The 26207-nt window shown below is 66.5% G+C and carries 28 protein-coding genes; 15 read left to right on the top strand and 13 right to left on the bottom strand.

Annotated features, from left to right (window positions below):
- Positions 1 to 63 precede the first annotated feature (63 nt).
- The 5 genes from DA1_RS18870 to DA1_RS18850 all read left to right on the top strand — a co-directional run bounded on the left by DA1_RS18870 (position 64) and on the right by DA1_RS18850 (position 4249).
- Positions 64 to 999, top strand: a complete 936-nt coding sequence (locus DA1_RS18870) for a LysR family transcriptional regulator (RefSeq protein WP_034397750.1) — start codon at positions 64 to 66, stop codon at positions 997 to 999.
- A gap of 260 nt (positions 1000 to 1259) precedes the next feature.
- Entirely contained in the window at positions 1260 to 2033 is a 774-nt protein-coding gene (locus tag DA1_RS18865) for a ferredoxin--NADP reductase (RefSeq protein ID WP_012202207.1), read from the top strand.
- A gap of 44 nt (positions 2034 to 2077) precedes the next feature.
- Positions 2078 to 2884 (top strand): IclR family transcriptional regulator, encoded by an 807-nt coding sequence (locus tag DA1_RS18860; RefSeq protein WP_012202206.1) that lies wholly within the window; start codon positions 2078 to 2080, stop codon positions 2882 to 2884.
- A 133-nt stretch (positions 2885 to 3017) separates the two neighbouring features.
- A complete protein-coding gene (locus DA1_RS18855) occupies positions 3018 to 3791 on the top strand; it encodes an SDR family oxidoreductase (protein WP_034397748.1) in 774 nt (257 codons plus the stop codon).
- Between the two features lie 119 nt (positions 3792 to 3910).
- Complete coding sequence (locus DA1_RS18850) at positions 3911 to 4249, top strand: BrnA antitoxin family protein (protein WP_051941035.1); 339 nt, start codon at positions 3911 to 3913, stop codon at positions 4247 to 4249.
- A 25-nt stretch (positions 4250 to 4274) separates the two neighbouring features.
- On the opposite strand, the gene DA1_RS18845 is transcribed toward DA1_RS18850, so the two are convergent.
- The 12 genes from DA1_RS18845 to DA1_RS18790 all read right to left on the bottom strand — a co-directional run bounded on the left by DA1_RS18845 (position 4275) and on the right by DA1_RS18790 (position 16112).
- Complete coding sequence (locus DA1_RS18845; RefSeq protein WP_034399070.1) at positions 4275 to 4574, bottom strand: HigA family addiction module antitoxin; 300 nt, start codon at positions 4572 to 4574, stop codon at positions 4275 to 4277.
- A gap of 42 nt (positions 4575 to 4616) precedes the next feature.
- Positions 4617 to 4898, bottom strand: a complete 282-nt coding sequence (locus DA1_RS18840) for a type II toxin-antitoxin system RelE/ParE family toxin (protein WP_034397745.1) — start codon at positions 4896 to 4898, stop codon at positions 4617 to 4619.
- Between the two features lie 129 nt (positions 4899 to 5027).
- Positions 5028 to 6203, bottom strand: a complete 1176-nt coding sequence (locus DA1_RS18835) for an ABC transporter substrate-binding protein (RefSeq protein ID WP_013800139.1) — start codon at positions 6201 to 6203, stop codon at positions 5028 to 5030.
- A 177-nt stretch (positions 6204 to 6380) separates the two neighbouring features.
- Complete coding sequence (locus DA1_RS18830; RefSeq protein WP_034399068.1) at positions 6381 to 7088, bottom strand: ABC transporter ATP-binding protein; 708 nt, start codon at positions 7086 to 7088, stop codon at positions 6381 to 6383.
- The gene (locus tag DA1_RS18825) at positions 7075 to 7839 is read right to left on the bottom strand and encodes an ABC transporter ATP-binding protein (RefSeq protein WP_034397744.1); all 765 of its coding nucleotides are present in this window, start codon (positions 7837 to 7839) and stop codon (positions 7075 to 7077) included. The genes DA1_RS18830 and DA1_RS18825 overlap by 14 nt, the downstream gene beginning before the upstream one ends.
- Complete coding sequence (locus tag DA1_RS18820) at positions 7826 to 8800, bottom strand: branched-chain amino acid ABC transporter permease (protein ID WP_016448673.1); 975 nt, start codon at positions 8798 to 8800, stop codon at positions 7826 to 7828. The genes DA1_RS18825 and DA1_RS18820 overlap by 14 nt, the downstream gene beginning before the upstream one ends.
- On the bottom strand, positions 8801 to 9664 hold the full coding sequence (locus DA1_RS18815) for a branched-chain amino acid ABC transporter permease (RefSeq protein ID WP_012202199.1): 864 nt from the start codon (positions 9662 to 9664) through the stop codon (positions 8801 to 8803).
- Between the two features lie 236 nt (positions 9665 to 9900).
- A complete protein-coding gene (locus DA1_RS18810) occupies positions 9901 to 10839 on the bottom strand; it encodes a LysR family transcriptional regulator (RefSeq protein WP_034397741.1) in 939 nt (312 codons plus the stop codon).
- A 124-nt stretch (positions 10840 to 10963) separates the two neighbouring features.
- Entirely contained in the window at positions 10964 to 11950 is a 987-nt protein-coding gene (locus DA1_RS18805) for a YihY/virulence factor BrkB family protein (protein WP_034397739.1), read from the bottom strand.
- 70 nt (positions 11951 to 12020) lie between these two features.
- On the bottom strand, positions 12021 to 13586 hold the full coding sequence (gene garD, locus DA1_RS18800; RefSeq protein ID WP_034397737.1) for a galactarate dehydratase: 1566 nt from the start codon (positions 13584 to 13586) through the stop codon (positions 12021 to 12023).
- A 160-nt stretch (positions 13587 to 13746) separates the two neighbouring features.
- On the bottom strand, positions 13747 to 14745 hold the full coding sequence (locus tag DA1_RS18795) for a Bug family tripartite tricarboxylate transporter substrate binding protein (RefSeq protein ID WP_034397734.1): 999 nt from the start codon (positions 14743 to 14745) through the stop codon (positions 13747 to 13749).
- Between the two features lie 50 nt (positions 14746 to 14795).
- Positions 14796 to 16112 (bottom strand): glucarate dehydratase family protein, encoded by a 1317-nt coding sequence (locus DA1_RS18790; RefSeq protein WP_034397732.1) that lies wholly within the window; start codon positions 16110 to 16112, stop codon positions 14796 to 14798.
- An 82-nt stretch (positions 16113 to 16194) separates the two neighbouring features.
- On the opposite strand from DA1_RS18790, the gene DA1_RS18785 reads away from it, so the two are divergent.
- From DA1_RS18785 to DA1_RS30540, 10 genes are all read left to right on the top strand, one after another.
- Entirely contained in the window at positions 16195 to 16983 is a 789-nt protein-coding gene (locus DA1_RS18785; RefSeq protein WP_034397730.1) for a FadR/GntR family transcriptional regulator, read from the top strand.
- Between the two features lie 148 nt (positions 16984 to 17131).
- Positions 17132 to 18109, top strand: coding sequence for a Bug family tripartite tricarboxylate transporter substrate binding protein (locus DA1_RS18780; protein ID WP_013800130.1), 978 nt, complete (start codon positions 17132 to 17134; stop codon positions 18107 to 18109).
- Between the two features lie 46 nt (positions 18110 to 18155).
- The gene (gene kdgD / locus DA1_RS18775) at positions 18156 to 19067 is read left to right on the top strand and encodes a 5-dehydro-4-deoxyglucarate dehydratase (protein ID WP_034397728.1); all 912 of its coding nucleotides are present in this window, start codon (positions 18156 to 18158) and stop codon (positions 19065 to 19067) included.
- Between the two features lie 58 nt (positions 19068 to 19125).
- Positions 19126 to 20085, top strand: a complete 960-nt coding sequence (locus tag DA1_RS18770; protein ID WP_012202189.1) for a Bug family tripartite tricarboxylate transporter substrate binding protein — start codon at positions 19126 to 19128, stop codon at positions 20083 to 20085.
- A 267-nt stretch (positions 20086 to 20352) separates the two neighbouring features.
- Entirely contained in the window at positions 20353 to 21339 is a 987-nt protein-coding gene (locus DA1_RS18765) for a 2-hydroxyacid dehydrogenase (RefSeq protein WP_034397727.1), read from the top strand.
- 43 nt (positions 21340 to 21382) lie between these two features.
- Positions 21383 to 22720 carry an enolase C-terminal domain-like protein gene (locus DA1_RS18760; protein ID WP_034397726.1) on the top strand — a complete coding sequence of 446 codons (1338 nt, stop codon included), beginning with the start codon at positions 21383 to 21385 and terminating at the stop codon, positions 22718 to 22720.
- A gap of 36 nt (positions 22721 to 22756) precedes the next feature.
- Positions 22757 to 24205: an aldehyde dehydrogenase family protein gene (locus DA1_RS18755; protein ID WP_034397725.1), complete on the top strand. Its 1449-nt coding sequence runs from the start codon at positions 22757 to 22759 to the stop codon at positions 24203 to 24205.
- A gap of 226 nt (positions 24206 to 24431) precedes the next feature.
- Positions 24432 to 25205, top strand: a complete 774-nt coding sequence (locus DA1_RS30550; RefSeq protein ID WP_155294335.1) for a hypothetical protein — start codon at positions 24432 to 24434, stop codon at positions 25203 to 25205.
- Positions 25202 to 25495, top strand: coding sequence for a hypothetical protein (locus tag DA1_RS30545; protein WP_141832854.1), 294 nt, complete (start codon positions 25202 to 25204; stop codon positions 25493 to 25495). The genes DA1_RS30550 and DA1_RS30545 overlap by 4 nt, the downstream gene beginning before the upstream one ends.
- Before the next feature lie 124 nt (positions 25496 to 25619).
- Positions 25620 to 25901, top strand: a complete 282-nt coding sequence (locus DA1_RS30540) for a hypothetical protein (RefSeq protein ID WP_133073283.1) — start codon at positions 25620 to 25622, stop codon at positions 25899 to 25901.
- Positions 25902 to 25956: 55 nt separating this feature from the next.
- Here DA1_RS30540 and DA1_RS18750 read toward each other — a convergent pair.
- Positions 25957 to 26207: hypothetical protein (locus DA1_RS18750; RefSeq protein WP_062794142.1), on the bottom strand; the 251-nt coding region annotated here is incomplete at its 5' end.

Here is a 26207-nt window from a genome sequence, read left to right as displayed (position 1 = left end):
AGCGACTGTATTGAAGGTCTATTTTTGGATAAATTGGCTGTTTCTGATTTATTTGTTCACCCCATGCAAACAATCAAGCTTCTGGAGCAGATGCAGATCTTCAGCCGCGTGGCCGAGATGGCCAGCTTCACGCGTGCGGCCGACAGCATGGGTTTGCCCAAGGCCAGCGTCTCCCAGGCCGTGCAGCAACTGGAGGCGCGGCTGGGCACGCGGCTGCTGCACCGGACCACGCGGCGCGTGCAGCTCACCCAAGACGGCCAGGCCTGCTACGAACGCTGCCAGGACCTGCTGGCCGACGTGGACGAGTTCCAGGGCCAGTTCCAACAGGCCGGCGACGCGCCGCTGCAGGGCAAGGTCCGGCTGGACATGACCACCGGCCTGGCGCGCCACGTCGTCATGCCCTTGCTGCCGCAACTGCTGCAAAGCCATCCCACACTGGAGCTGGAACTGAGCTGCACCGAGCGCCGCGTGGACCTGGTGCGCGAAGGCTTTGATTGCGTGCTGCGCCTGGGCCCCGTGGACGAGCCCCGCCTGGTGGCACGCCCGCTGGGCCTGGTGGCGCTGGCCACCTGCGCCAGCCCCGGCTATGTCCAGGCCCACGGGCTGCCCGCCACGCTGCAGGATCTGGGCGGTCACCGGCTGGTGCACTACCAGCGCACGCTGGGCGCGCGGCCGCTGGGCTTCGAGTACGAGGAGGATGGCCAGCCCCGGTACCTGCCGATGACGGGCGCGCTCACCGTGAACAACGCCGAGGCCTATCTCGCGGCCTGCCAGGCCGGCCTGGGGCTGATCCAGGTTCCGCGCCTGGCCGTGCAGCCGCTGCTGGACGCAGGGGACCTGGTCGAGGTGCTGCCCCGCCACCCGCCGCCGCCCATGCCGCTGCACCTGATCTACGCCCAGCGCCGCCAATTGCCGCGCCGCGTGCGCGTGCTCATGGATTGGCTGGCCGAAGCGGTCCTGCCCTGGACGCTTGGCGCTGGCCCGGCCGAAAAGCCCTAGCGAGCGCTGCAGCGATTCAGCCAGCGTCATTTTGCTTATCACTAATCCGTATCAAGACAAAGGTTCGCGCCTGCCCCTTTTGACGCCATTTACCGGACAATAGCGACCTTGCCCCGGTCACCGGCCGCCACGAAGCAGCGGCAACGCGCACACCGCGCCTGCCCCCTGTGCTTCCCGCCACCGCGTGCCTGAATGGCACTGACCTCTCATTGCAACGTCCCGGCGGGCACTGCCTGCCCCGAATTCACCGTATTGCCAACATGAGTGCTTTTCTTGAAGAACGCGTGCTGTCCGTCCACCACTGGACCGACCGCCTTTTCTCCTTCACCACCACCCGTGACACCGCGCTGCGCTTTTCCAACGGCCATTTCACGATGATCGGGCTGAAGGTCGACGGCAAGAACCTGCTGCGTGCCTACTCCATCGCCAGCCCCAACTACGAGGAGCACCTCGAGTTCCTGTCGATCAAGGTGCCCGACGGTCCGCTGACCTCGCGCCTGCAGAACATCCAGGTCGGCGACACCATCCTCGTCGGCAAGAAGCCCACGGGCACGCTGCTGATCGACTACCTGCTGCCCGGCAAGAACCTGTATCTGATCGGCACCGGCACGGGCCTGGCCCCCTGGCTGGCCGTGGCCCGCGACCCCGAGACCTACGAGCGCTACGAGAAGGTCGTCGTCGTGCACGGCGTGCGCCACGCCAGCGAGCTGGCCTACCAGGAGCTGTTCGAGAAGGAACTGCCCGAGCATGAGTTCCTCGGCGAAATCGTCAAGGACAAGCTGGTCTACTACCCCACGGTGACGCGCGAGCCCTTCCGCAACCAGGGCCGCATCTCCAACCAGATCACGGCCGGCACCTTCCCGCAGAACATCGGCCTGCCCGAGCTCAATCCCGAGACCGACCGCGTCATGCTGTGCGGCAGCCCCGCCATGCTGAACGAACTCAAGGAGCTGCTGGAGCACCGCGGCTTCAAGGAAGGCAACACCACCACGCCCGGCGACTTCGTGGTCGAGCGCGCCTTCGTCGAGAAGTAAAGCCCACGACACCCCGTGGCGGGGCGGCTGCCGATAATCGGCGCATGCCGCCCTCCCGCACCCCGCCGCCCCAGCCCGGCGACGATGACCGCAACTTCATCGTCGCCCTGGCGCGCGGCCTTGATGTCCTGTCCTGCTTTCGCTCCGGCGAAAAGCTGCTGGGCAACCAGGACATCGCCAGGCGCTGCGGACTGCCCAGGTCCACGGTTTCGCGCCTCACGCACACGCTTACCACGCTGGGCTACCTCATCCACGTGCCCGAAGAGGGCAAATACCGCCTGGGCACAGCCACGCTGGCCCTGGGCAGCGCCATGCTCTCGCGCCTGGACGTGCGCCAGATCGCGCGCCCGCTGATGCAAAAGCTGGCCGCCACCACCGATGCCGAGGTGGCCCTGGCCGCACGCGACCGGCACAACATGGTCTACATCGAGCACTGCCCCAGCGCGCGCTTCACGCACCGCGACCTGGACATGGGCTCGCGCATCCCCCTGGCCACCACGGCCGTGGGCCGCGCCTGGCTGGCCGCCAGCCCCGCATCCGAGCGCCAGCGCGCGCTGGACTACCTGCAATCGCATGCCCCCGAGCAATGGGCCGCCGCCCAGGCCCAGCTGCCGCTGTGGCCCGGTGCCAGCACCCATCCGCAACCCTGGCTGTCGTGCTCGTTCGGCGACTGGCAGCCCGAGGTCAACGCCATCGCCCTGGCCTTCTCGCCGGGGCGTGGCCTGCCGCTGATGGCCGTCAGCCTGGGCGGGCCCTCGCGCTTCGTCACGGCCGATGCGCTGCGCCAGGACGGCGTGCCTGCGCTGCAGCGCATGGTGCGGCGGCTGCAGCAGGACATAGACCGCGCCTGACCGCAGACCGGGCCTGGCCGGCTGTCCCGCAGGCGCCCGCACAGTAGCCAAGACGACAGCGCGCGCCGCACTGCCGCCCTAGCATGGAGGGCGTTGCTCAACCATCAGGAAACCAAGGCAGGAGACACCCAGCATGAGCGTGAAAGCACTGTTCAACCTCACCGGCAAGACCGCCCTCATCACCGGAGGCTCGCGCGGCCTGGGCCTGCAGATGGCCGAGGCGCTGGGCGAGATGGGCGCCCGCCTCGCCATCACGGCGCGCAAGTCCGATGAACTGGCCGAGGCCAAGGCCCACCTGCAGGGCCTGGGCTACCAGGTCGAGACCTTCACCAACGACCTGCAGAAGTTCGACACCATCCCCGCCCTGGTCGACGACGTGCTGGCGCGCTGCGGCGACATCGACATCCTCGTCAACAACGCCGGCGCCACCTGGGGCGCCAAGGCCGAGGAATACCCGGACGAGGCCTGGAACAAGGTCATGAACCTCAACGTCTCCGCGCCCTTCTTCCTCACCCGCGAAGTGGCCAGGCGCGTGATGATCCCCAAGGGCCAGGGCAACGTGATCATCACGGCCTCGGTCGCGGCCTTCAAGGGCACGCCGCCCGGCATGAACACCGTGGCCTACAACACCTCCAAGGCGGCCGCCGTGCACCTGGCGCGCACCCTGGCCTCGGAATGGGGCCACTACGGCATCCGCGTCAACTCCATCTGCCCGGGCTTTTTTCCCAGCAAGCTGGCCAACGGCCTCATCGACAAGCTCGGCGACCAGCTCATCGCCCGCGCCCCGCTGCGCCGCATCGGCGGCGAGGAGGACCTCAAGGGCGCCGTGGTCTACCTGGCGTCCGATGCATCGCGGCACATGACGGGGCAGGCGTTGGTGCTGGATGGTGGAGCGAGCTTGTTGTAAGGCGCATCGCGCTGACCACAGAGGAGCGCCGAGGCGCTCCTTTTTGTTTCAATAAAAGCCTTTGTATGCCAAGGCCGAGCAAACAAACTCCTGCCCAAGGACATCCGAAGGAGTTGACCATGGTGAAGTCCCTGAAGGCCCTGCAGGCAATGGACACGGAAAAGCTGGCCCAGGCCATCGAGGCCGACGCGGGCGAGGCGGTTCCCGGCCTGCGTCAGGCGCTGCAAGAGGCCAAGACAGGCCAGTTTGCCGCCGTGCACACGCCCGAGCAGATTGCCTCGCGCAAACGGGGCCGCCCGCAAGGCTCGGTCAAGGCAGATGCCAAGATCGCCACCAACATCCGCTTCGACCCCGACGTACTGCAAGCGCTCAAGGCCACCGGCCAGGGCTGGCAAACACGCGTCAACGAATTGCTGCGCGCGGATATCGAATCCGGGCGCCTCAAGCGCAGCCTCTGAGGCCAAGAGGCCGTACGGCGTAATTTCAAGCCTGCAGGGCAAACGGTTCGATGGACTCCAGATCGTCGCCGATGGACTTGCGTGCCATGTCGGCGTCGTACTGGCTTTGCAGATTCATCCAGAACTCCACGGACGTGCCAAAGAAGCGCGCAAGGCGCAGCGCCGTATCCGCGGTGATGGAGCGGCCGTTCTTGACGATGGCCGCGATGCGTGTCTGCGGGACATGGATGGCCTGGGCCAGGCGGTATTGCGTCAGGCCCATGGGCTCCAGGAATTCAGTGGCCAGGATTTCGCCTGGCGTGGGGAGGTTCAAAGGTTTGTTCATGGTCAGCACTCCTGCGCCAGATCCAGGATCAACGCTTTCGCTTCAGTGGTAATCGACGATCTCCAGCTCACTCGGGCCTTCATGGGTCCACACAAAGCACACGCGCCACTGATCATTGATGCGGATGCTGTGCTGCCCCTTGCGATCCCCCTGTAGCGCCTCCAGCCGGTTTCCGGGCGGGACCCTCAGGTCCTGAAGCACATGAGCGGCATGCAGCATCCGAAGCTTGCGCAGCGCAACCACTTCAATGCCGCTCCACCGACGAACCCGCCTCTGCTGGAACAGTTGCTCGGTGTCGGGGCACTTGAATGACTGGATCGTCATGGAAGCAAATAATAACGCACCGCGTCAGTAACGTCAAACGTAAGTAGCGGACAACTGAGTCCACAAGAAAGCGCCTGGGCCAGATCAAGCTGGCACCAGGCGCTTTCGGTCGAAAAACTGAGCGGCGCTCTACTTGTTCGCAACCGTCATCACCGCCTCAATCTTGCCGTCGCGCACAGCGGCGCCGCGTTCCGTGGTCAGGGTGCCGCCGCGCTCATCCACGCCCTTGACGCCGCCGGGGTTCACGTCGGGGCGCAGGGATTTGTAGGCTTCGTCGAGCTTGGCGTGGATGGCCTTGGTGTCCGAGGCCGAGCCGGCCAGTTGCATGGCCTTGACGGTGGCGTGCACGGCCGTGTAGTTCCACTGCGCCTCCGAGCCGGGGATGCGGCCCGGGTAGACCTTGCCGAAGCGTTCGACGAAGGCCTTGTTCTCGGGCTTGGTGTCCTCGGACACGGGCATGACGCCGATGGCGCCTTCCAGCGGCGCATAGCCGCCGACCACGCGGGCCATTTCGTCGAGCTTGGCCTGGTCCATGACCACGAAGCCGCCCTTGAAGCCCAGCTCGCGCGCCTGCTTGACGACCAGGGCCGTGGGCTCGGAGGCACCGCCCACGAAGAGCACGTCGGGCTTCTCGGCCAGGGCCTTGCTCACGCCGCTGTAGAAGTCGGTGGCGCGGTTGTAGCTCATGGCGTTCTCGGCCACCACGGTGCCGCCCAGCTTTTCCCAGCCGGGCTTGAAGGCGGCGACCCAGGCCTTGGCGTAGTCGTGGTCGGCGCCCACCAGGGCCACCTTCTTGCCGAAGCGGCCCATCACGTACTTGGAGAACGGGTCGATGTACGAGGTGAACTCGGGCGGGATGCGCAGGGTCAGCTTGTTGCCCCGGTTGGTGATCTGCGGCACCGAGCTGTAGGCCAGCACGATGAAGTTGCTGCGCTCGTTGGTGGTCTGCAGCGCGAAGATGCCGCCCGAATGCGGCACCAGGATGGCCGCCGTCTTGTGCTGCTGCACCAGGCGCTGGGCGTTGATCGCGGTCTCGGACGGGTTGTACTTGTCGTCCAGCGGCACGATCTCGATCTTGACCTTCTTGCCACCGATCTCGGGAGCTGCGGCATTGATCTCGGAGACGGCCATCTGCATGCCGTCGAGCACGTTCTTGCCGTACTGGGCAGCGCCGCCCGACAGCGGGCCGGAGTAGCCGATCTTGACGACTTCCTGGGCCAGCGCAGGGCCGGCAGCGGCCACGGCGGCGCAGGCCAGGGCCAGCGTGCCCACCCTGCGGCGGGTCAATGGTGCGAATGCTGTCATGTCTGTCTCCTTGGATAGTGAAGAACGAATCGCTGCTGACGCAACGCATAAATCCGGCGCAGCCCAGACCAGGGACGCCGAGCAAGGGCCGCCCCGCAGCGAGGGCGTCGTCCCCCTCCCTCGCGAAGCGAGAGAGAGGGGGAAGCCGCGCAGCGGCTCAGGGGGTGCAGTGTCATGTCATGCACCGATGTAGGCTTTTCGGATGGAGTCGTCAGCCAGCAGCTCGGCCGGCTTGCCCTCGCGCACGATGCGGCCGCTTTCCATCACATAGGCGCGGTGCGCGATCTTCAGCGCCGCATAGGCGTTCTGCTCGGCCAGCAGCACGGTGGTGCCGGCCGCGTTGATGCGCTGTATGGCCTCGAACATCTGCTTGATGACCAGGGGCGCCAGGCCCAGCGAGGGCTCGTCCAGCAGCAGAGCCTGGGGCCGGCCCATCATGGCGCGGCCGATGGCCACCATCTGCTGCTGGCCGCCCGACAGCGAGCCGGCCGGGTCATGCTGCTTCTCGCGCAGGATGGGAAACAGCTCCATCACCTCCTGCAGCGTCTTCTGGCTGGGGCCGGGGTCGCGGCGGTGCACGTAGGCGCCCAGTTGCAGGTTGCGCAGCACCGACATCTGGGGAAACAGCTTGCGCCCTTCGGGGCACTGCACCAAGCCGGACTGCACGATAGCCGAGGGCTTGCTGCCGGCCAGCTCCCTGCCATTCCAGACGATGGAGCCGCCTGCGGCCTTGTGGATGCCGCTGGCCGTGAGGAACAGCGAACTCTTGCCCGCGCCGTTGGCGCCCAGCAGCACCACCAGCTCGCCGCGGTCGGCATGCAGGCTGACCCCGTCCAGCGCCAGGAAGCTGCCGTAGCGCAGCGACACGTTCTCAAACTTCAGCATGCTCGCTCCCCAGGTAGGCATCGATGACGGCGGGGTTGCGGCGGATTTCCTCGGGCGTGCCCTCGGCGATCTTCTCGCCGTAGCTGAGCACCAGGATCTTGTCGGCCAGGCTCATGATCATGCCCATCTTGTGCTCGATCAGCGCCACCGTGATGCCATGGCGCACCAGCTTGCGGATCAGCTCGGCCAGGCCCTCGGTCTCCTCGGGGTTGACGCCGCCGGCAGGCTCGTCGAGCAGCATCAGCTTCGGGTCGGTGGCCAGGGCCAGCGCGAAGGCCACGCGCTTGCGCTCCTCCTGCGTGATGTCGCCCGCAATGCGGCCGGCCACATGCGACAGGCCCACGAAGTCCAGCGCGTCGCGCGCCTTCTCGCGGCACACGCGCTCTTCCTCGCGCAGGCGGCTGGAGCCGCGCAGCACGTCCCACAGGCCTGACCGCGTGCGCAGCCGGTGGCCCACGATGAGGTTGTCCAGCACCGTGGCGCGGTCGAACAGCGCCGTGGTCTGGAAGGTGCGCGCCACGCCCAGTTTCGCCACCTGGTCGGTGCGCAGCGAGGTCACGTCCTGGCCGTTGAAGGTGATGGTGCCCGAGGTGGGCTTGTGCACGCAGCTGATCAGGTTGAAGAACGTGGTCTTGCCCGCGCCGTTGGGGCCGATGATGGCGTTGATGCGGCCTTCCTCGATCACGGTGCTGACATCGCTCACGGCGGCCAGCCCGCCGAAGGTCTTGGTCAGGCGGTCAATCTTGAGCATGCGGCTTGCCCTCCTTGGCATTGCGGCGCGCGCGCCATGCGGTGAAGCTGCCCACCACGCCGTAGGGCATGAAGATCACCAGCATCACGAGAATCGGGCCGAAGACGATGAAGCGGTACTCCTGCAGGAACTGCAGGTACTGCGTGATCCAGGGCATGCCGATGGCGCCCAGCAGCGGCCCCAGCACCGTGCCCATGCCGCCGACCATGGCGAAGATCATCATGTCGAAGGTGTGGTGCACGCCGGCCATGTCGGGACCGATGAAGCGCACGAAGCCGGCGTACAGGCCGCCGGCCACGCCCGCGTAGACCACGCTCAGCATGAAGGCCAGCACCTTGTTGCGCATGAGGTTGATGCCCAGCGCCTCGGCCAGCTCGTCGCTGTTGCGGATGGCCATGAAGGTGCGGCCCAGCAGCGACCGGACGATGCGCCGCATCACCCAGACCGAGGCCACGAGGAAGGCCAGCACCAGGTAGTACAGCGCCAGCGGCGACTCGAAGCTCAGCGCGCCCAGGGCCTCGGGCGCGGGGATGCCCATGATGCCCACCGTGCCGTGGGTCAGGCCCTCCCACTTCTCGATCACGAGGAACATGATGTAGCCCACGCACAGCGTGAAGATCGAGAAGTAGTGCCCCTTCAGGCGCAGCGAGACGATGCCGATCAGGTAGCCCAGCACCGCGCACACCACGCCCGACATCACCAGCCCGCCCCAGAACGGCCAGCCATGGTCCACCGTGAGGATACCCACGGTATAGGCGCCCGCGGCCATGAAGCCCGCATGCGCCAGATTGAGCTGGCCCGTGTAGCCCGTGATCAGGTTCAGGCCCAGCGTGGCGATGGCGAAGATGTAGGCCGTGCTCATCACCGTGAGGTGGTAGTCATTGCCCGCCAGCCAGGGAAAGGCGATGCCGGCGGCCAGCAGCAGGCCCCAGGCGATGCGGGAGTCGATGAATCCGTTCATTCAATGACTCCTCTTGGCGAACAGGCCCTGCGGGCGCAGCGACAGGATCACCACCAGCAGCACGAAGGCGATGATGTCCTTGTAGTCGGTGGAGATGTAGTAGGCGCCGAAGCTCTCGGCAAAGCCGATGATCAGTCCGCCCAGCACGGCGCCCGGGATGCTGCCCATGCCGCCCAGGATGATGATCACGAAAGCCTTGGTGATGACCAGGTGGCCCATGGCCGGATAGACCAGGTTGATGGGCGCATACAGCGTGGCCGCCACGGCCGCGAGCACGCCCGAGATGGCAAAGGTCAGCATGGACACGCGGTTGGCGTCGATGCCCACCATCGATGCGCCCTCTCGGTTCTGCGCCATGGCGATGATGGTCGCGCCCGTGATGGTGCGCGTCAGGAACAGGTGCAGGGCCACCATCAGCGCAAAGGCCGCACCGATGATCAGCAGGCGCTGCGCGGGCGCCGTGATGCCGCCCATCTCCACGATGGAGGTGTAGGGCGTGGGCATGCGCTGGAAGTCCGCGCCCCACAGCGCCTGGGCACCCGCCTCCAGGAACAGCAGCAGCCCGATGGAGGCGATCTTGGGATGCAGGGGCGAGGCCTTGCGCAGCGGATGGAAGATCAGCCGCTCGCTGACGATGCCCAGCACCGCCACCGCGACGGCTGCGGTCAGCATGGCCGCCCAGTAGCCCCAGCTCCAGGCCACCATGGCCTGGAAGGCCACGAAGGCGCCGATCATGTAGAAGCCGCCGTGCGCGAAATTGGGCACGTGCAGGATGCCGTAGACCAGGGTCAGGCCCAGGGCCACCAGGCCGTAGATGCCGCCCAGGGTCAGGCCGTTGAGCACTTGCTGCAGAAAAACGTCCATTCAACGCCTCCTGCGGAAAGGCGCGGCTCGGCGCCCGGCCAGGGTCTGTGCTTGCATTGTCTTGTCTCCTTTGCATGGCCGGCCGGCGCGGCGCGACAACGCATGCGGCAGACAGGCAAGGCCAGCTTAGGAGGGGGGTGGCGCCACGATCAACCCGAAGATTCCGCACAGCGGAATTCACCTGGGAAACCCCGAGACCCTCAGGCCCCCGCCAGTAACCTAGATGACAGCCGCGCTCAGATGGACAGGGCCGGCAAGTTGGCGGGCAGGCCCTGCATGGAGCGCTGCGTGTGCTCGGCCACGAAGTCCAGGAAGCTGCGCACGCGCGCCGGCATGAACTTGCGCGTGGGCAAGGTGGCGTAGAGCGTGAAATGGCCCGTGGTCCACTCGGGCAGCACATGGCGCAGGCGGCCCGAACGCAGGTGGCGCGCGATCAGGTCCAGCGGCTGGGTGCTGATGCCCGCGCCGTCCAGCGTGGCACGCAGCAGCGTGCCGGTGTGGTTGGCCACCAGCACGGGCTGTACGGCCACCTCGGCCTCGCCCGCATTGCCATCGAGCCGGCGCAGGCGCAGCACGTCGGAGCGGCCCTGGGCGCGGCGGCGCAGCAGGCACTGGTGGTCCGCCAGATCCTCGGGCACGGCGGGCACGCCATGGGCATCCAGGTACTCGGGCGAGGCGCAGGCCAGGCCGCAGGTGGTGACGATGGGCCGCGCCACCACGTTGCCGTCATAGCCCTCCTCGGCGTTGAGGAAGGTGATGTCGTACTCGCCCACGGCGGCCTCGCTGGCCGACTCCACGAAGACCTCGATGCAGATGCGCGGGTGCAGGCGGTGGAAGTCCGCCACCAGCGGCGCCAGCACATGCTCGGCAAACACGGGCGGCGTGAGCACGCGCACGGCGCCCGACAGCTCCAGCGTGTGCGCCTGCGCCAGGCTGAAGGCATCCTCCACATCGGCCAGGATGCCGCGCACGCGCTCCAGATAGGCCTCGCCGGCCTCGGTCAGCGACACGCTGCGCGTGGTGCGCTGCAGCAGCCGCGTGCCCAGGTGCTGCTCCAGGTCGGCCACCAGGCGCGTGACCGTGGGCACGGACATGTCCAGGCGACGCGCCGCCGCCGAAAACCCGGCCTCGTCGGCCACGGTCTGAAACACCCGCATGGTCTGCAATCGGTCCATGTTGTCCTTGGCCCCGGGCCTCGGTGCCCGGGGACTTTCGCTGCATTGTTCCACTCCCAAACGCCCTGCGCCGCGGCTTTGCGGGCCGCGGCGCAGGCGTTCATCTTCGTCGAAATGCAGCCGCTCAGCCCTTGCCGTCCGAAGTGTCCCTGGCCTGCGCTGGACCGGCGGGCGGCGCCCAGCGGATGGGGTGGGTGAAGCGCACCTCGGCGTCGCTGAAAGCCTTGGCCGTGGCGGCCGACAGCAGCAGGATGGCCGACGAGAAATAGATCCACATCAACAGCACCACCAGCGAACCCGCCGCGCCATAGGCCGAGACCACGGCCGCCGTGGACAGATACCAGGCCAGGGCCTGCTTGCCCAGCGTGAACAGCAGGGCGCCGACGATGGCGCCGAAGATGAGATAGCGCAGCCGGGGCTTGGGGCCGCTGCCGATGCGCATCAGCCCCACGAAGAGCAGCACGGCAATGCCGAAGGACACGCATTCGTTGATCAGGCTGATCAGCGGCCCCAGCGGCTGCATCTGCAGCTTGGTGCCGGCCCAGTTGGTGATCAGCTGGATGGCCGTGGACAGGGCCATGGACACCAGCAGCAAGAAGCCCAGCGCCAGCACATAGGTCAGGCCGCGCAGCCGCAGCGCAGCCATGCGCCACCACACGGCCTTGGGCGGCGGTGGCTCGCCGTTCGAGGTCCAGAGCTTTTCCAGCGCGGACTGCAGCTCCACGAAGACACCCGTGGCGCCCGACATCAGCAGGATGAAGCCGAACAGCGAGGCCAGCCGCCCCTCGTCGGGCCGCTGGGCGCTTTCCAGCGCGCCGCGCACCACCTGGGCACCGCGCTCGCCGATCACGTCCTGCACCTGGTCGATCAACTGGTGCTCCACATAGCTGCGGTCCACCCACCAGCCCAGCAGGCCTACCAGCAGCAGCAGCAGCGGCGCCAGGCTCAGGATGCCGTAGAAGGACATGGCCGCGCTCATGCGCAGGCCATCGGCGTCCAGCCACAGCTGCACGGCATTCCACATGGCGCGCAGCGGGTTCAGCTCCATCAGGCGCTGCAGGCGTGCGGACCAGGACGAGGCGGGGGGAGTTTCCGGGGTATCTGAGGGCATGGCCCCCATTGTGCTCAGCGGCGCACCAGCGCCCTGTCAGCCTGTGCCGACAGGGGCCTGTGCGCGCGGCTCAGGTCACGGGCGCTGGATTGAACAGCACCAGGGCGTTGTGCAGCTTCCACTGCTCCGCCCAGGTCTTCTTGCGGCCGCTGGCCACGTCCAGCATCAGGCGGAACATCTCCCAGCCCACGTCCTCGATGCTGGCCTGGCCTTCGGCGATGCGGCCCGCGTTCACGTCCATCAGGTCATGCCAGCGCCGCGCCAGGTCGCTGCGCGTGGCCACCTTGATCACGGGCACCTGGGCCAGGCCGTAGGGCGTACCCCGGCCCGTGGTGAACACATGCAGGTTCATGCCGGCGGCCAGCTGCAGCGTGCCGCAGATGAAGTCGCTGGCCGGCGTGGCCGCATAGACCAGGCCGCTTTGGATGCCCCGGTCGGCCAGCCGCTGGCCCGGCGACAGCACGCCGGTGATGGGCGCCGTGCCGCTCTTGATGATGGAGCCCATGGCCTTCTCGACGATGTTGGACAGGCCGCCCTTCTTGTTGCCCGGCGTGGTGTTGGCGCTGCGGTCCACGCGGCCCTTGTCCAGGTAGGCGTCGTACCAGGCCATCTCCTCGATCATGGCCTGGGCCACCTCGGGGCTGGAGGCGCGCGAGGTGAGCTGGTCGATGCCGTCGCGCACCTCGGTCACCTCGCTGAACATCACGGTGGCGCCTGCGCGCACCAGCAAATCGGTGCAAAAGCCCACGGCCGGATTGGCCGTGACGCCGCTGAACGCATCGCTGCCGCCGCACTGCACGCCCACCACCAGGGCGCTGGCCGGCACGGTCTCGCGCCGGCGCGCGTTCAGCCGCTCCAGATGCACCCTGGCGCTGCCCATGATGGAGTCCACCATGGACATGAAGCCCACATGCGCCTCGTCCTGCAGGCAGACCACGTCCAGCGCGGGCTCGCGCTCATCGACGATGGGGAAGGACCCCGGCGGCAGCAGCCGCTCGGGCTGCAGCTTCTCGCAGCCCAGGCTCACCACCATCACCTCGCCGCCAAAATTCGGGTTGTGGCTGATGTTGCGCAGCGTGCGCTGCGGAATCTCGGCGCCCACGGCATCGATGGCCACGCCGCAGCCATAGCTGTGCTCCAGGCCCACCACATCGTCCACATTCGGATAGCGCGGCAGCAGCTCGGCCTTGATGCGGCCCACCGCGAAATCCAGCACCCCGGCCACGCACTGCACCGTTGTGGTGATGGCCAGGATGTTGCGCGTGCCCACCGTGCCATCGGCATTGCGGTAGCCCTCGAAGGTGTAGCCCGTCAGCGGCGGCAGCTCGGGCGGCTGCACCGTGGCGATGGGCAACCCCTCAAGAGACAGCGCCCCCGGCATGCGCAGCAGCCGCTCATGCACCCAGCTGCCCGCGGCAATGGCCTGCAACGCATAGCCGATCACCACGTTGTAGCGGCGCACCTCGCCGCCCTCGGCAATGTCCACCAGCGCCACCTTGTGCGCCTGCGGCACCTTGTCGACCAGCACCAGGCCCCCGGGCATCACCGTGCCCGCAGGCAACCCCCCGTCATTGGCCACGATGGCCACGTTGTCGGCCGGATGCATGCGGATGGAAAGAGGAAGTGGGGTACTCATGGCAATGTCTCAATTTTCTAGGGGCCTGTCGCAATCGGAGTGCAGCCCTCGCAACCGTCACGTCCCCACTCAGGAACGCCGAGCAAGAGCCGCCTCGCGGCGAAGGCGTTGTCCCCCTCCGCGAAGCGAGAAGGGGGAAGGCGCGAAGCGCCTCAGGGGGTCATTCCACCTTTATTCCAGCAGCCTTGATCACCTTCCCCCACTTGACCACTTCGGCCTTCTGGAACTCGCCCAGCTCGGCCGGCGTCATCTGCGAAGGCAGCATGCCGAAGTTCTTCAGGCGCGCCTGCACCTCGGGCGTGGCGACGATCTTCATGATCTCCGCATGCAGCCGCTCCACGATGGGCCCCGGCGTGCCTGCGGGCGCGAACACGGCCTGCCAGGAGCCCATGTCGAAGCCCTTCTCGCCCGCCTCGGCGATGGTGGGCACATCGGGCAGGGACTCCAGGCGCCGCGAGCTGGTCACGGCAATGGGGCGCAGCTTGCCGGCCTGCACATGGGGGCCGACGACCAGGGCGGTGTCGAACATCATGTCCACCTGGCCGCCGATCACGTCCTGCACGGCCGGGCCGCTGCCCTTGTAGGGCACGTGGGTGAACTTCACGCCCGTCTGGTAGCCCAGCAGCTCCAGCGCCATGTGGTTGGAGGTGCCGCTGCCCGGCGAAGCCGAGGTCAGGCCGCCCGCCGCCGCCTTGGCCTTGCTGGCGGCCAGCACGTCGGCCAGCGTCTTGTAGGGGCTGGAGGCCGGCACCACCAGCACCAGCGGGCCCGAGCCCAGCATGGCGACCGGCGTGAAGGACTTGACCGGGTCGTAGTCCAGCTTGGCGTACAGGCTCACATTGATGGCGTGCGAGCTGATGGTGCCGCCCAGGATGGTGTAGCCATCGGCCGGTGCGCGCGCCGCAATGGCCGAGCCCACGCTGCCGCCCGCGCCGCCCTTGTTCTCGATCACCACGGGCGTGCCCAGGGCCTTACTCAGCGGCTGGGCGATCACGCGCGCCAGCGTATCGGTATTGCCGCCAGGCGGGAACGGCACCAGGTAGGTGATGGGCTTGCCCGTGGGCCAGTTGCCCTGCGCGGCGGCGGGCATGGCGGTCAGGGCCGTGCCCAGCAGCAGGGCGCTGGCGAGGGAATGTTGGATGAGTGTGCGGCGTTGCATGGTGCTTGTCTCCGGGAAGGGCTTGTCGTTGGAATGGTGTGAAAGCGGGTTCAGAAGCGCGGCTGGTGGCCGGTGAACGCGGGGTCGTACTTGCGCATCTGCCCCAGGTCGTCGCGGTTGCGAATGCCGCAGTGCAGGTAGTTGTCATGCAGGCGTGCCAGGGCCTCGCGGTCCAGCCGCACACCCAGGCCGGGCGCCGTGGGCACGCGCAGGCTGCCCTGCTCGAACTGCAGCCGGCCGCCCTCGACGACTTCCTCGTCCTGCCAGGGGTAGTGCGTGTCGCAGGCATAGGTCAGCAGGGGCACGCTGGCGCACAGGTGCGTCATGGCCACCAGGCTCACGCCCAGGTGCGAGTTGCTGTGCATGGACAGGCCCAGGTCGAAGGTGCGGCACAGCGTGGACAGGCGCTGCGTGGCGCGCAGCCCGCCCCAGTAGTGGTGGTCGCTGAGCACGATCTTCACGGGGCAGCCCATGTCGGCGTTGCGGCGGAACTCGGCAAAGTCCGTCACCACCATGTTGGTGGCCAGCGGCACATCGCACTCGCGTGCCACGGCGGCCATGCCGTCCAGGCCGGGCGCCGGGTCCTCGTAGTACTCGAGCACGCCCTGCAGCTGCTGCACGATCTTCAGGCTGGTCTCCACCGTCCAGTTGCCATTGGGATCGATACGCAGCGGCGTGCCCGGAAAGGCATCGGCCAGCGCCAGGATGCCGGCCGCCTCCTGCTCGGGCGGCAGCGCGCCGGCCTTGAGCTTGATGCTCTGGAAACCGTACTGCGCAATCATGCGCCGCGCCTGCTCCACCAGCTGCTGCGGCGCCAGGGCCTCGCCCCAGGCGTCGGGCGAAGAATCTGGTCCATAGGGCCTGTCGATGTGCTCGGCGTACTTGTAGAACAGGTAGGCCGAGAACGGCACGCTGTCGCGCGCGGCGGCGCCCAGCAGGTCCACGATGGGGGCACCCGCCATCTGGCCCTGCAGGTCCAGCATGGCGACCTCGAAGGCGCTGACCACCTTGGCCACCGTCTTGGACACATGCGTGCCCGGCGCCAGCGACACCTGCTGGCCCAGGAATTCGGACGCCGTCAGCGCAGGCGGCGCCACCAGGGCCGCGACGCGGACCTCCATCTCGTTGAGCGCCCAGGGCGACAGCCCCACCAGAGCGGGCGCGGCCTTGGCCAGCGCATCGAGCATGGGCTGGTCGCCATAGCTTTCGTTGATGCCGACCAGGCCCGAGGCCGTCTCGATCTCGATGATGGAACGCAGCGCCCAGGGTTCGTGGATGCCGGCCGCATTGAGCAGCGGCGGATCGCGGAAGGCAATGGGCGTGATGCGTATGTGGCGGATCGCGTGGGTCGCGTGGGTGGTGCTCATCTGGAATGCGGGTTCAGGAGGATCAGAAAAACTCGATGGCGCGGACGTCTTGTGATACGTTGTCGTACAACTTGGAGCGATTATGATCAGCACCATGGAAAGTTCGGCAAAGGGATTTCCCGCATCACCCCCAACGATCGAGCTTCCCCTGCGAGGAAAGTCCGGTCGCAGCGGCCGCAATCTGGCCGCCCTGCTGTTCGACGAGTTCGCGAGCAAGATCCGCAACGGCCTGCTGGCCGAAGGCGAGAAGCTGCCCACGGAGTCGTCGCTGGTGCAGACCTACGAAGTCAGCCGCACCGTGGTGCGCGAGGCGCTGTCGCGCCTGCAGGCCTCGGGCCTGGTGGAGACGCGCCACGGCATAGGCACCTTCGTGCGCGCCGCCCAGCCCGCATCCACGCTGATGCTCAATGCCGACGAGCTGACGGCCGCCGTGGACGTGATGGCCGTGCTGGAGCTGCGCATCAGCCTGGAGACCGAAAGCGCCGGCCTGGCCGCGCTGCGCCGCAGCCCCGAGCAGCTGCAGGGCATACGCATGGCGCTGCAGGCCTTCGAGATCGCCTTTGCGCGCGGCGAGGACACGGTGGCCCATGACCTGGCCTTCCACACCCAGATCGCCGAGGCCACGGGCAACCGCTACTTCGGCGACATCCTGCGCCACTTCGGCGCGCAGCTGATTCCACGCACGCGCATCGCCTCCATCCACCAGCCCCAGCGCGACCCCGACTACCTGCGCCGCGTCAACCGCGAGCATGAGGAAATCCTCGCCGCCATCGAGCGCCAGGACGCCGACTCGGCCCGCGCGGCCATGCGCATCCACCTGACCAACAGCCGCGAGCGCCTGCGCCTGGCGCAAAAGACCAGCGCCACCTGAGTGCTCCCATGGGCCTTTCGGGGCCAATGGCTTTGCCACGGGAATTCAGACAACCAAGGGAAAACCCTTTATCACTGCTTGCAGATCTCGGTTAAAAATCGACTTCAGTTGTACGACAACTGACAACATAAAACCTGGAGACAAGAGCATGACCCTGAGCCGAAAGCAGTTCCTGCGCGCCGCTGGCGCCACCGCCCTCGTGGCCACCGGCGCCGGTGCGCTGGCCCAGAGCAACTGGCCCACGCGCCCGCTGCGCCTGGTGGTGCCCTACCCGCCCGGTGGCAGCTCGGACATCATTGCGCGCGCCATCGGCCCGCTGCTGTCGGCAGAACTCAAGCAGCCCGTGGTCATCGAGAACAAGCCCGGCGCCAACGGCAACCTGGGCGCCGACATGGTGGCCAAGGCCCAGCCCGACGGCCACACGCTGATGCTGTGCGACCTGGGTGCGCTGGCCATCTCGCCCTCGCTCTACACCAAGCTGTCCTTCGACCTGTCCCGGGACCTGCGCGGCACGGCCATGCTGGCCTACTCGCCCCATCTGCTGGTGGTCCACCCCTCGGTGCCGGCCAACAACCTGCAGGAGCTGGTGGCCCTGTCCAAGAAGGAAGACCTGAGCTTTGCCGTCACCGCCACGGGCAGCGCCCCGCACCTGGCCGGCGTGGAACTGGCGCGCGCCACGGGCGCCCGCTGGGAATACGTGCCCTACAAGGGCGGCGTGCAGTCCATCCAGGACACGGTGGCAGGCCAGACCCAGGTGCTGATGAACGGCATGCTGGCCACCTACCCCCATGTGCAAAGCGGCAAGCTCAAGCTGCTGGGCCTGTCCAAGGGCACACGCATGCCGCTGGCCGCCAACGTGCCCACCATCGCCGAGCAGGGCGTGCCCGGCTTCGAGACCGGCACCTGGCAAGGCGTGGTCGTTCCGGCCAAGACGCCCGAGGCCGTGGTCCAACGCCTGCATGAGGCCCTGATCACCGCCATCCGCTCGCCCGAGGTGCGCGCCCGCCTCACGGGCCAGGGCGCCGAGGTCGTGACCATGAACCCTGCCGAGACCGCGCGCTTCCTGACCACCGAGCGCCAGCGCTGGCAAAAAGTGGTTCAAACAGCCGGTTTGAAGCTCGACTGATTCCACCCCTTTTTCTTTCTTCCCCACCCTTATTCCCGAGAGCACCATGACCCCCCAAGACCTCAAAGACGTGATGAGTTCCGGCCTGCTGTCCTTCCCCGTGACGGACTTCGACAGCAACGGCAACTTCAATGCCAAGGGCTATGCGGCCCGCCTCGAATGGCTGGCCCCCTACGGCGCCAGCGCGCTGTTCGCGGCCGGCGGCACGGGCGAGTACTTCTCGCTGTACGGCGAGGAATACGGCCAGATCATCAAGACCGCGGTGGACACCTGCCGCGGCAAGGTGCCCATCATCGCGGGCGCCGGCGGCCCCACGCGCACGGCCATTGCCCATGCCCAGGAAGCGGAGCGCCTGGGCGCCCACGGCGTCCTGCTGCTGCCCCACTACCTGACCGAAGCCGGCCAGGAAGGCCTGATCGCCCATGTGGAGCAGGTCTGCAAGAGCGTGAAGTTCGGCGTCATCGTCTACAACCGCGACCGCACCCGCTTCACGCCCGAATCGCTGGCCATCCTGGCCGAGCGCTGCCCCAACCTGGTGGGCTTCAAGGACGGCATGGGCAACATCGAGACCATGTCCGCCATCTTCATGAAGATGGGCGACCGCTTCGCCTACCTGGGCGGCCTGCCCACGGCCGAGGTCTATGCGGCCGCCTACAAGGCCCTGGGCACGCCGGTGTACTCCTCAGCCGTCTTCAACTTCATCCCCAAGACGGCGATGGCGTTCTACGAAGCCGTGCGCACCGACGACACGGCCACGCAGCACAAGCTGCTCAAGGAATTCTTCATGCCCTACCTGAAGATCCGCAACCGCGTCGAAGGCTACGGCGTGAGCATCATCAAGGCCGGCGCCAAGCTGGTCGGCCACGACGCAGGCCCCGTGCGCGCCCCGCTGACGGACCTCAAGCCCTCCGAGCTGGAAGAGCTCAAGGCCCTGATCGACAAGCTCGGCCCGCAATAAGCCACAAGACCGGACGCAGGGGCCAGTCCGGCCCTTGCGCCCCCCAGGAGACAAGAACATGAAGAAGATTCTGATCACGCTGGGTGCCGCACTGGCCCTCACGGCGCAGGCGGCCGGCAGCTTTCCGGACAAGGCCGTCAACATCATCGTGCCCTTCCCGGCCGGAGGCTCCACCGACACCGTGGCGCGCGCCATGGCCCTGAGCATGGGCGAGCAGCTGGGCAAGCCCTTCGTGGTGGAAAACCGCCCGGGCGCCACCGGCACCATCGGCGCGGGCGCCGTCAAGCGCGCACCGGCCGATGGCTACACGCTGCTGGTGGCCTCGCTGGGCCCCTTCGTGGTCACGCCGCACCTGGTCAAGAACGTGCCCTATGACGCAGGCAAGGACTTCGACTACATCACCATCCCCGTGCAGGCGCCCAACGTGCTCGTGGCCAGCCCCGCGCAGAAGGCCCGCACCGTGGCCGAGGTCATCGCCGCGCTCAAAGCCAACCCCGGCAAGATCAGCTTCGCGAGTTCGGGCAACGGCTCCTCGGACCATCTGTCGGCCGAGCTGTTCTGGCAGCAAAGCGGCACCGAAGGCATGCACGTGCCCTACAAGGGCGGCGCCCCGGCCATCACCGACCTGATCGGTGGCCAGGTGGACTTCTCGTTCCAGAACGTCAACGCCGTGCTGCCCCATCTGCGCAGCGGCAAGCTGCATGCGATCGCCGTGACCGGCAGCCAGCGCTCGCCCGTGCTGCCCGATGTGCCCACGCTGGCCGAGGCCGGCGTCAAGGGTGCCGAGGTCTACTCCTGGCAAGGCCTGGCCGCGCCCAAGGGACTGCCCGCCGATGTGAAGGCCAAGCTGGCCAAGGCCGCCATCGCCTCCGTGCAGCAGCCCGACATCCGCAAGCGCTTCGTGGAGCAGGGCCTGGAGATCGTGGGCAACACGCCCGAGGAATTCACGCGCTACCAGGCCCAGGAATCGGAGCGCTGGAAGCAGCTGATTCAGACCCGAAAAATCACCGCTGATTGAAATGAGGCACCCCCTGAGTCGCTTCGCGCCTTCCCCCTCTCTACTTGCTTCGCAAGGGAGGGGGACGACGCCCTCGCCGCGAGGCGGCTCTTGCTCGGCGTCCCTGATGTTGGAGTGCGCCAGTTTTGAACAGATTTTTCTACATTGAGCACAGGGGATAGCTGAGATAAATCCGGGTTGGCCTCTGGTCATCTCCGCAGGCCTGCCACCACGCAGGCCCTTTTCACCGGGGCTTCCAGCCCCTGCAAGTTCCAAGGATTCCAAGGCATGGCGACCTCCCGTCCACGCGTTCTACAGTTCGGCAAGATGCCGCTGCCCCAGCTCGATGCCGAACTGGCCCAGGCCTATGAGGTGACGCTGCTGTCCGAGCAGCCCGACCGCGAGCGCTTCCTCGCCGAGCACGGCGCGCAGTTCGAATACCTGGTCACCTCGGCCGCCATGGGCGTGCCCGCGAGCGTGGTGCAGGCCCTGCCCAGGCTGCGCTTCGTGAGCAGCTTCGGCGTGGGCTTTGACGCGCTGGACCGCGAGTCCCTGCTGCGCCAGGGCGCCCGCGTGGGCTACACGCCCGGCGTGCTGGACGACTGCGTGGCCGACATGGCCTTTGCCCTGCTGCTGGATGCGGCGCGTGGCCTGAGCGAGTCCGACCGCTTCGTGCGCCGGGGCGACTGGAGCCGAGGCCGCTTCGGCATCCGCACGCGCGCCAGCGGCAAGCGCCTGGGCATCTTCGGCATGGGCCGCATCGGCTCCACCGTGGCGCGCCGCGCGGCCGGCTTCGACATGGAGGTGGCCTATCACAACCGCCGCCCGGTCGTGGGATCGCCCCACCTCTACCAGCCCTCGCTGCTCGAACTCGCACGCTGGAGCGACTTCCTCGTCATCACGGCCGCAGGCGGCGACGGCACGCAGCACCTGGTCAACGCCGAGGTGCTGGACGCGCTGGGCCCGCAGGGCTTTCTGATCAACGTGGCGCGCGGCAGCGTGGTCGACGAGGCCGCACTGGTCCAGGCCCTGCAGCAGGGCCGCATCGCAGGCGCGGGCCTGGATGTGTTCGAGGACGAGCCACGCCCCCATGCCGAGCTGCTGTCGCAGGACAACGTGGTGCTTGCGCCCCACATCGCCAGCGGCACGCATGAAACCCGCCGCGCCATGGCCGACCTCGTGCTGCGCAACCTGGCGCAGTTCATCGCCACGGGCCGGCCCGAGGCCGAGGTGCCGTGGTCCGCCGCGCAGCAGGCGGCCACTGCCGCCGCATAGCCTTTTTTCCCAGAGACCGATCCAAACGATCCAAGAGCACGCCATGTCCTCCACCCCGACCATCACCGAGATCGAAGTCATTCCCGTCGCCGGCCGCGACGGCATGCTCATGAACCTCAGCGGCGCGCATGCGCCCTACTTCACGCGCAACATCGTGCTCGTGCACGACAGCGCGGGCCACACCGGTGTGGGCGAGGTGCCTGGCGGCGAAGGCATACGCCAGGCGCTGGAGGACAGCAAGGCGCTGCTCATCGGCCAGTCCGTGGGCAACCACCTGAAGCTGCTGCAGAACCTGCAGCAGGCCCTGGCCGGCCGCGACACGGGCGGGCGCGGCCTGCAGACCTTCGATCTGCGCATTGCCGTGCATGCCGTCACCGCCGTGGAATCGGCGCTGCTGGACCTGCTGGGCCAGCACCTGGGCGTGCCCGTGGCGGCCCTGCTGGGCGAAGGCCAGCAGCGCGACCGCGTGGAGATGCTGGGCTACCTGTTCTTCACCGGCCCCACCGACAGGACCGACCTGCCCTACGTCCAGCCCGGCGAAGACCAAAGCGGCAGCGACGACTGGACGCAGGTGCGCCACATGACCGCCATGGACCCGGCCGCCATCGTGCGCCAGGCCGAGGCGGCGCACGCGCGCTACGGCTTCAACGACTTCAAGCTCAAGGGCGGCGTGCTGGCCGGCGAGCAGGAGGTGGAGGCCGTCACCGCGCTGGCCAGGCGCTTTCCGCAGGCGCGCGTCACGCTGGACCCCAACGGCGGCTGGCTGCTCAAGGACGCCATCCGCCTCATGCGCGACATGCACGGCGTGCTCGCCTATGCCGAAGATCCCTGCGGCGCCGAGAACGGCTTCTCGGGCCGCGAAGTCATGGCCGAATTCCGCCGCGCCACCGGCCTGCCCACGGCCACCAACATGATCGCCACCGACTGGCGCCAGATGGTGCATGCGCTGTCGCTGCAGTCCGTGGACATCCCCCTGGCCGACCCGCATTTCTGGACCATGGCCGGCTCCGTGCGCGTGGGCCAGACCTGCCGCGACTGGGGCCTGACCTGGGGATCGCACTCCAACAACCACTTCGACATCTCGCTGGCCATGTTCACCCACGTGGCCGCCGCCGTGCCCGGCAAGGTCACGGCCATCGACACGCACTGGATCTGGCAGGACGGCCAGTACCTCACCCAGAACCCGCTGCAGATCAAGGGCGGCTTCGTCGAGGTGCCCAAGACCCCGGGCCTGGGCGTCACCGTGGACCGCGCCGCGCTGCAGCGCGCCAACGCCCTGTACCTGGAGCACGGCCTGGGCGCGCGCAATGACGCCATGGCCATGCAGTACCTGATTCCCGGCTGGACCTTCGACAACAAGCGCCCCTGCATGGTCCGCTGACCCCTTCCTTCCGTTACCCCTTTCCCGGAGCACCTCATGTCCCGCTACGACAACCTCATCAACGGCCAATGGAAGGCCGCCGACGGCTACAGCGCCAACACCAACCCCAGCGACCTGTCCGATGTGATCGGCGAGTACGCCCAGGGCAATGCCGCCGATGTGGAAGCCGCCATCGCCGCGGCAGCCGCGGCCTTCCCCGCCTGGAGCACCTCGGGCATCCAGGCCCGCCACGACGCCCTGGACAAGATAGGCAACGAAATCCTGGCCCGCAAGGAAGAGCTGGGCGACCTGCTGGCGCGCGAGGAAGGCAAGACCCGCCCCGAAGCCATTGGCGAAGTCGGCCGCGCAGGCCAGATCTTCAAGTTCTTCGCGGGTGAATGCCTGCGCCTGGCCGGCGAAACCCTGCCCTCCGTGCGCCCCGGCATCGGCGTGGAAATCACGCGCGAGCCCGTCGGCGTGGTGGGCCTGATCACGCCGTGGAACTTCCCCATCGCCATTCCCGCCTGGAAGATCGCCCCGGCCCTGGCCTTCGGCAACTGCGTGGTCCTGAAGCCTGCTGACCTCGTGCCCGGCAGCGCCTGGGCGCTGGCCGACATCATTCACCGCTCGGGCATTCCGGCCGGTGTCTTCAACCTCGTCATGGGCCCGGGCCGCGTCATCGGTGATGCCCTGGTGCGCCACAGCGACGTGGCCGCCATCAGCTTCACCGGCTCCGTGGGCGTGGGCCGCGGCATTGCCCGCGCCTGCGTGGAAAGCGGCAAGAAGGTGCAGCTGGAGATGGGCGGCAAGAACCCGCAGATCGTGCTGGACGACGCCGACCTCACCCAGGCCGTGGAGCTGTCCGCGCAAAGCGGCTTCTACTCCACGGGCCAGCGCTGCACGGCATCGAGCCGCCTCATCGTCACCGACAGGATCTACCCCGCCTTCATCGAGGCCCTGCAGGCCCGCATGGCCAGGATCAAGGTGGGCGACGCCCGCGCCGCAGGCACCGACATGGGCCCCGTGGTCAGCCAGGCCCAGCTGGAGCAGGACCTGAGCTACGTGGAAATCGCCAAGGCCGAAGGTGCCGTGCTGGCTGCGGGCGGCGCAGCCGCCGCCTGCCACACCGGCAGCGGCAACCAGGGCTACTACATGGCGCCCACCCTGTTCGTGGACACCCAGGCCGCCATGCGCATCAACCGCGAGGAAGTCTTCGGCCCCGTGGCCAGCGTCATCCGCGTGAAGGACTACGAGGAAGCCCTGGCCGTGGCCAACGACACGCCCTTCGGCCTGGCCGCAGGCATTGCCACCACCAGCCTCAAGCACGCCACCCACTTCAAGCGCCACAGCCAGGCCGGCATGGTCATGGTCAACCTTCCCACGGCCGGCGTGGACTACCACGTGCCCTTCGGCGGCCGCAAAGGCAGCAGCTACGGCCCGCGCGAACAGGGCCGCTATGCGCAGGAGTTCTATACGACGGTGAAGACGGCGTATACGCTGGCCTGAGGCTGGACCCAAAGCAGCCGCCAGGTGCTGGCGACTGCTTTCATCACTGACGCCATCCGCAACAAAACGATGCGGATGGCGTTTTTTCATTCGTCATTGCGCCCACAGTCAATTCTCGTGCGCGAAAGTGCAGACCGCACCGTCCATTGCACCAGGGCCTTGCATAGCATCTTCCCCAACGTGAGAGCCGGCTTCAGCCGGCCGGCGTCCATACCGGAGGGAGACCATGGCAACAACTGCAAGAATTTCCGGTCCCGTGGGGCGGGCGGCAATGAATCATCCCAAAGACGTGTTCACTGTCCAGCAATTGCTCAACGGACATATGCAGCGCGATCCCTGCCGCAAACTGCTGCGCGAGGACGGCAGATGGTCCCGGGCGCTGGAGCGCTCGATCGCCACCTTTCAGCAACTGTCCGGCTCGCCCGTCATGACCCAGGGCCGGATTGCACCAGCGACCCGCATGTTCGAACTGCTGGCCCAGCCTCCGGCAATCTTTGGCTATGAACGGCGTATGGCGCAATTCATGGGGTCGGAGCCGATGATCGAGGAGCCTACGATCGAGGTGTTCATTTACGACGCACTTCTCACCAGGCCGGGATCACAGTGGGGACATGCTGCAATCGATATTGATGGAAAGACCTACAGTCAGGCTCCAACAAGATATGCTGTACTGGAGCGCGAGCAATATCTTTCATCGAATTTGGCAACCGTCAAAAGAGATGTCACTGGCTTGGTGCTGAGAGTGTCTCGCGAGGAAAAGACGAAAATCAAAGCAGAACTTGAAAAGCGGGTTGCTGCTCAAAAACCGTACAGCCTTACCGAAAATAGTTGCTCAACCAATGTTGCAGAGGTATTGGAGTCAGTTGGGATTCTGGCACACGACCCGCGGTTTCAAATGTCGCCATCTACTTCCCGCCTGGTTTCACCAAAGGAGTTATTGATCATAATCTCAAGATCCAATAGAATTTTGAGAAGAATAAATTACCAGAAGAATCCATGAAATCAAGAGCTTTCGCAGCATATGCAACAGCCTGCATTGCCACCATACTGAGCGCATGCAGCAACCCCGACGAATACATGCCGGCAGGGCAATGGGAAGCAACAGAAGATTTGTATGTCTACACTACAAATGACCATCCGTTGAAAATTGCATTCGTTATAGAAAAAGGTGAGATTTGCGCTGTAAGTAAAAAACCCGTTATCAGAAAAGACTTGGGCTATTTACAGGTCTCATGCGCAAAGGGGAGTGGATGGGAGATAACAGGAAAATTCAAGAAATTGAGTGAATAGGATGCTATACCTGGGCAGCCATCAAAAAAATATAGCGGTCACTCAAAAATCAGACAAAAGTGCATGAAGTCAGTTCGAAATTGAATAGTCAAAACAATAGAACCAACCTTAGGGAGATTATTTAATGAGAATAATCACCAACACTACCAGAATCATCTCCGCAATAGCATTGACCGCCTGCAGTTATGAGCCAACGGGCCAATGGGAGGCAATGGATACCGTGGATATTTATAAAAACAACAATCATCCATTGATTGTCGCCTTCGTGTTGGAAAAAGGAGAAATATGTGCCATCAGCGAAGACATCATCCTAAGAAAGGATCTTGGATATGCACAGGTCTCCTGCGAGAAGGGCCGGGGATGGGATAAATCAGGAAGGTTCAAGAAACTAACTGACCTGGATTGATTTGCAGAAACCCGGGGCGCAATGCCCCGGCAGGCCTGTCACAAGAAAGCCTGAATCAGCGCTGGAACGCCACCGCAGCAGCCGCCATTCGCCGCAGATACGCCGGGTCTTCCTGCAGGCAATGCACGTAGCTCACCTCGTCCTCCACCAGCTCCTCCATCCGCTGCGCAGCCCCGCAAATGGCCTGCAGCGCATTGGCCACCACCTCCAGATTGCGATGGCCCTCGGGCCGCTCCAGCCAGGCCAGCGCCAGCTGGCCCAGCGAGTACACCTCGCTGCTGCCCTGCAGCGTCAGCCGGCCGATTT

It is taken from the genome of Delftia acidovorans NBRC 14950, from assembly GCF_001598795.1.
Lineage (GTDB): Bacteria > Pseudomonadota > Gammaproteobacteria > Burkholderiales > Burkholderiaceae_C > Comamonas > Comamonas acidovorans.
The sequence above is the reverse complement of the archived record's forward strand: the minus strand, read 5'-3'. Positions and strand labels throughout refer to the sequence as shown.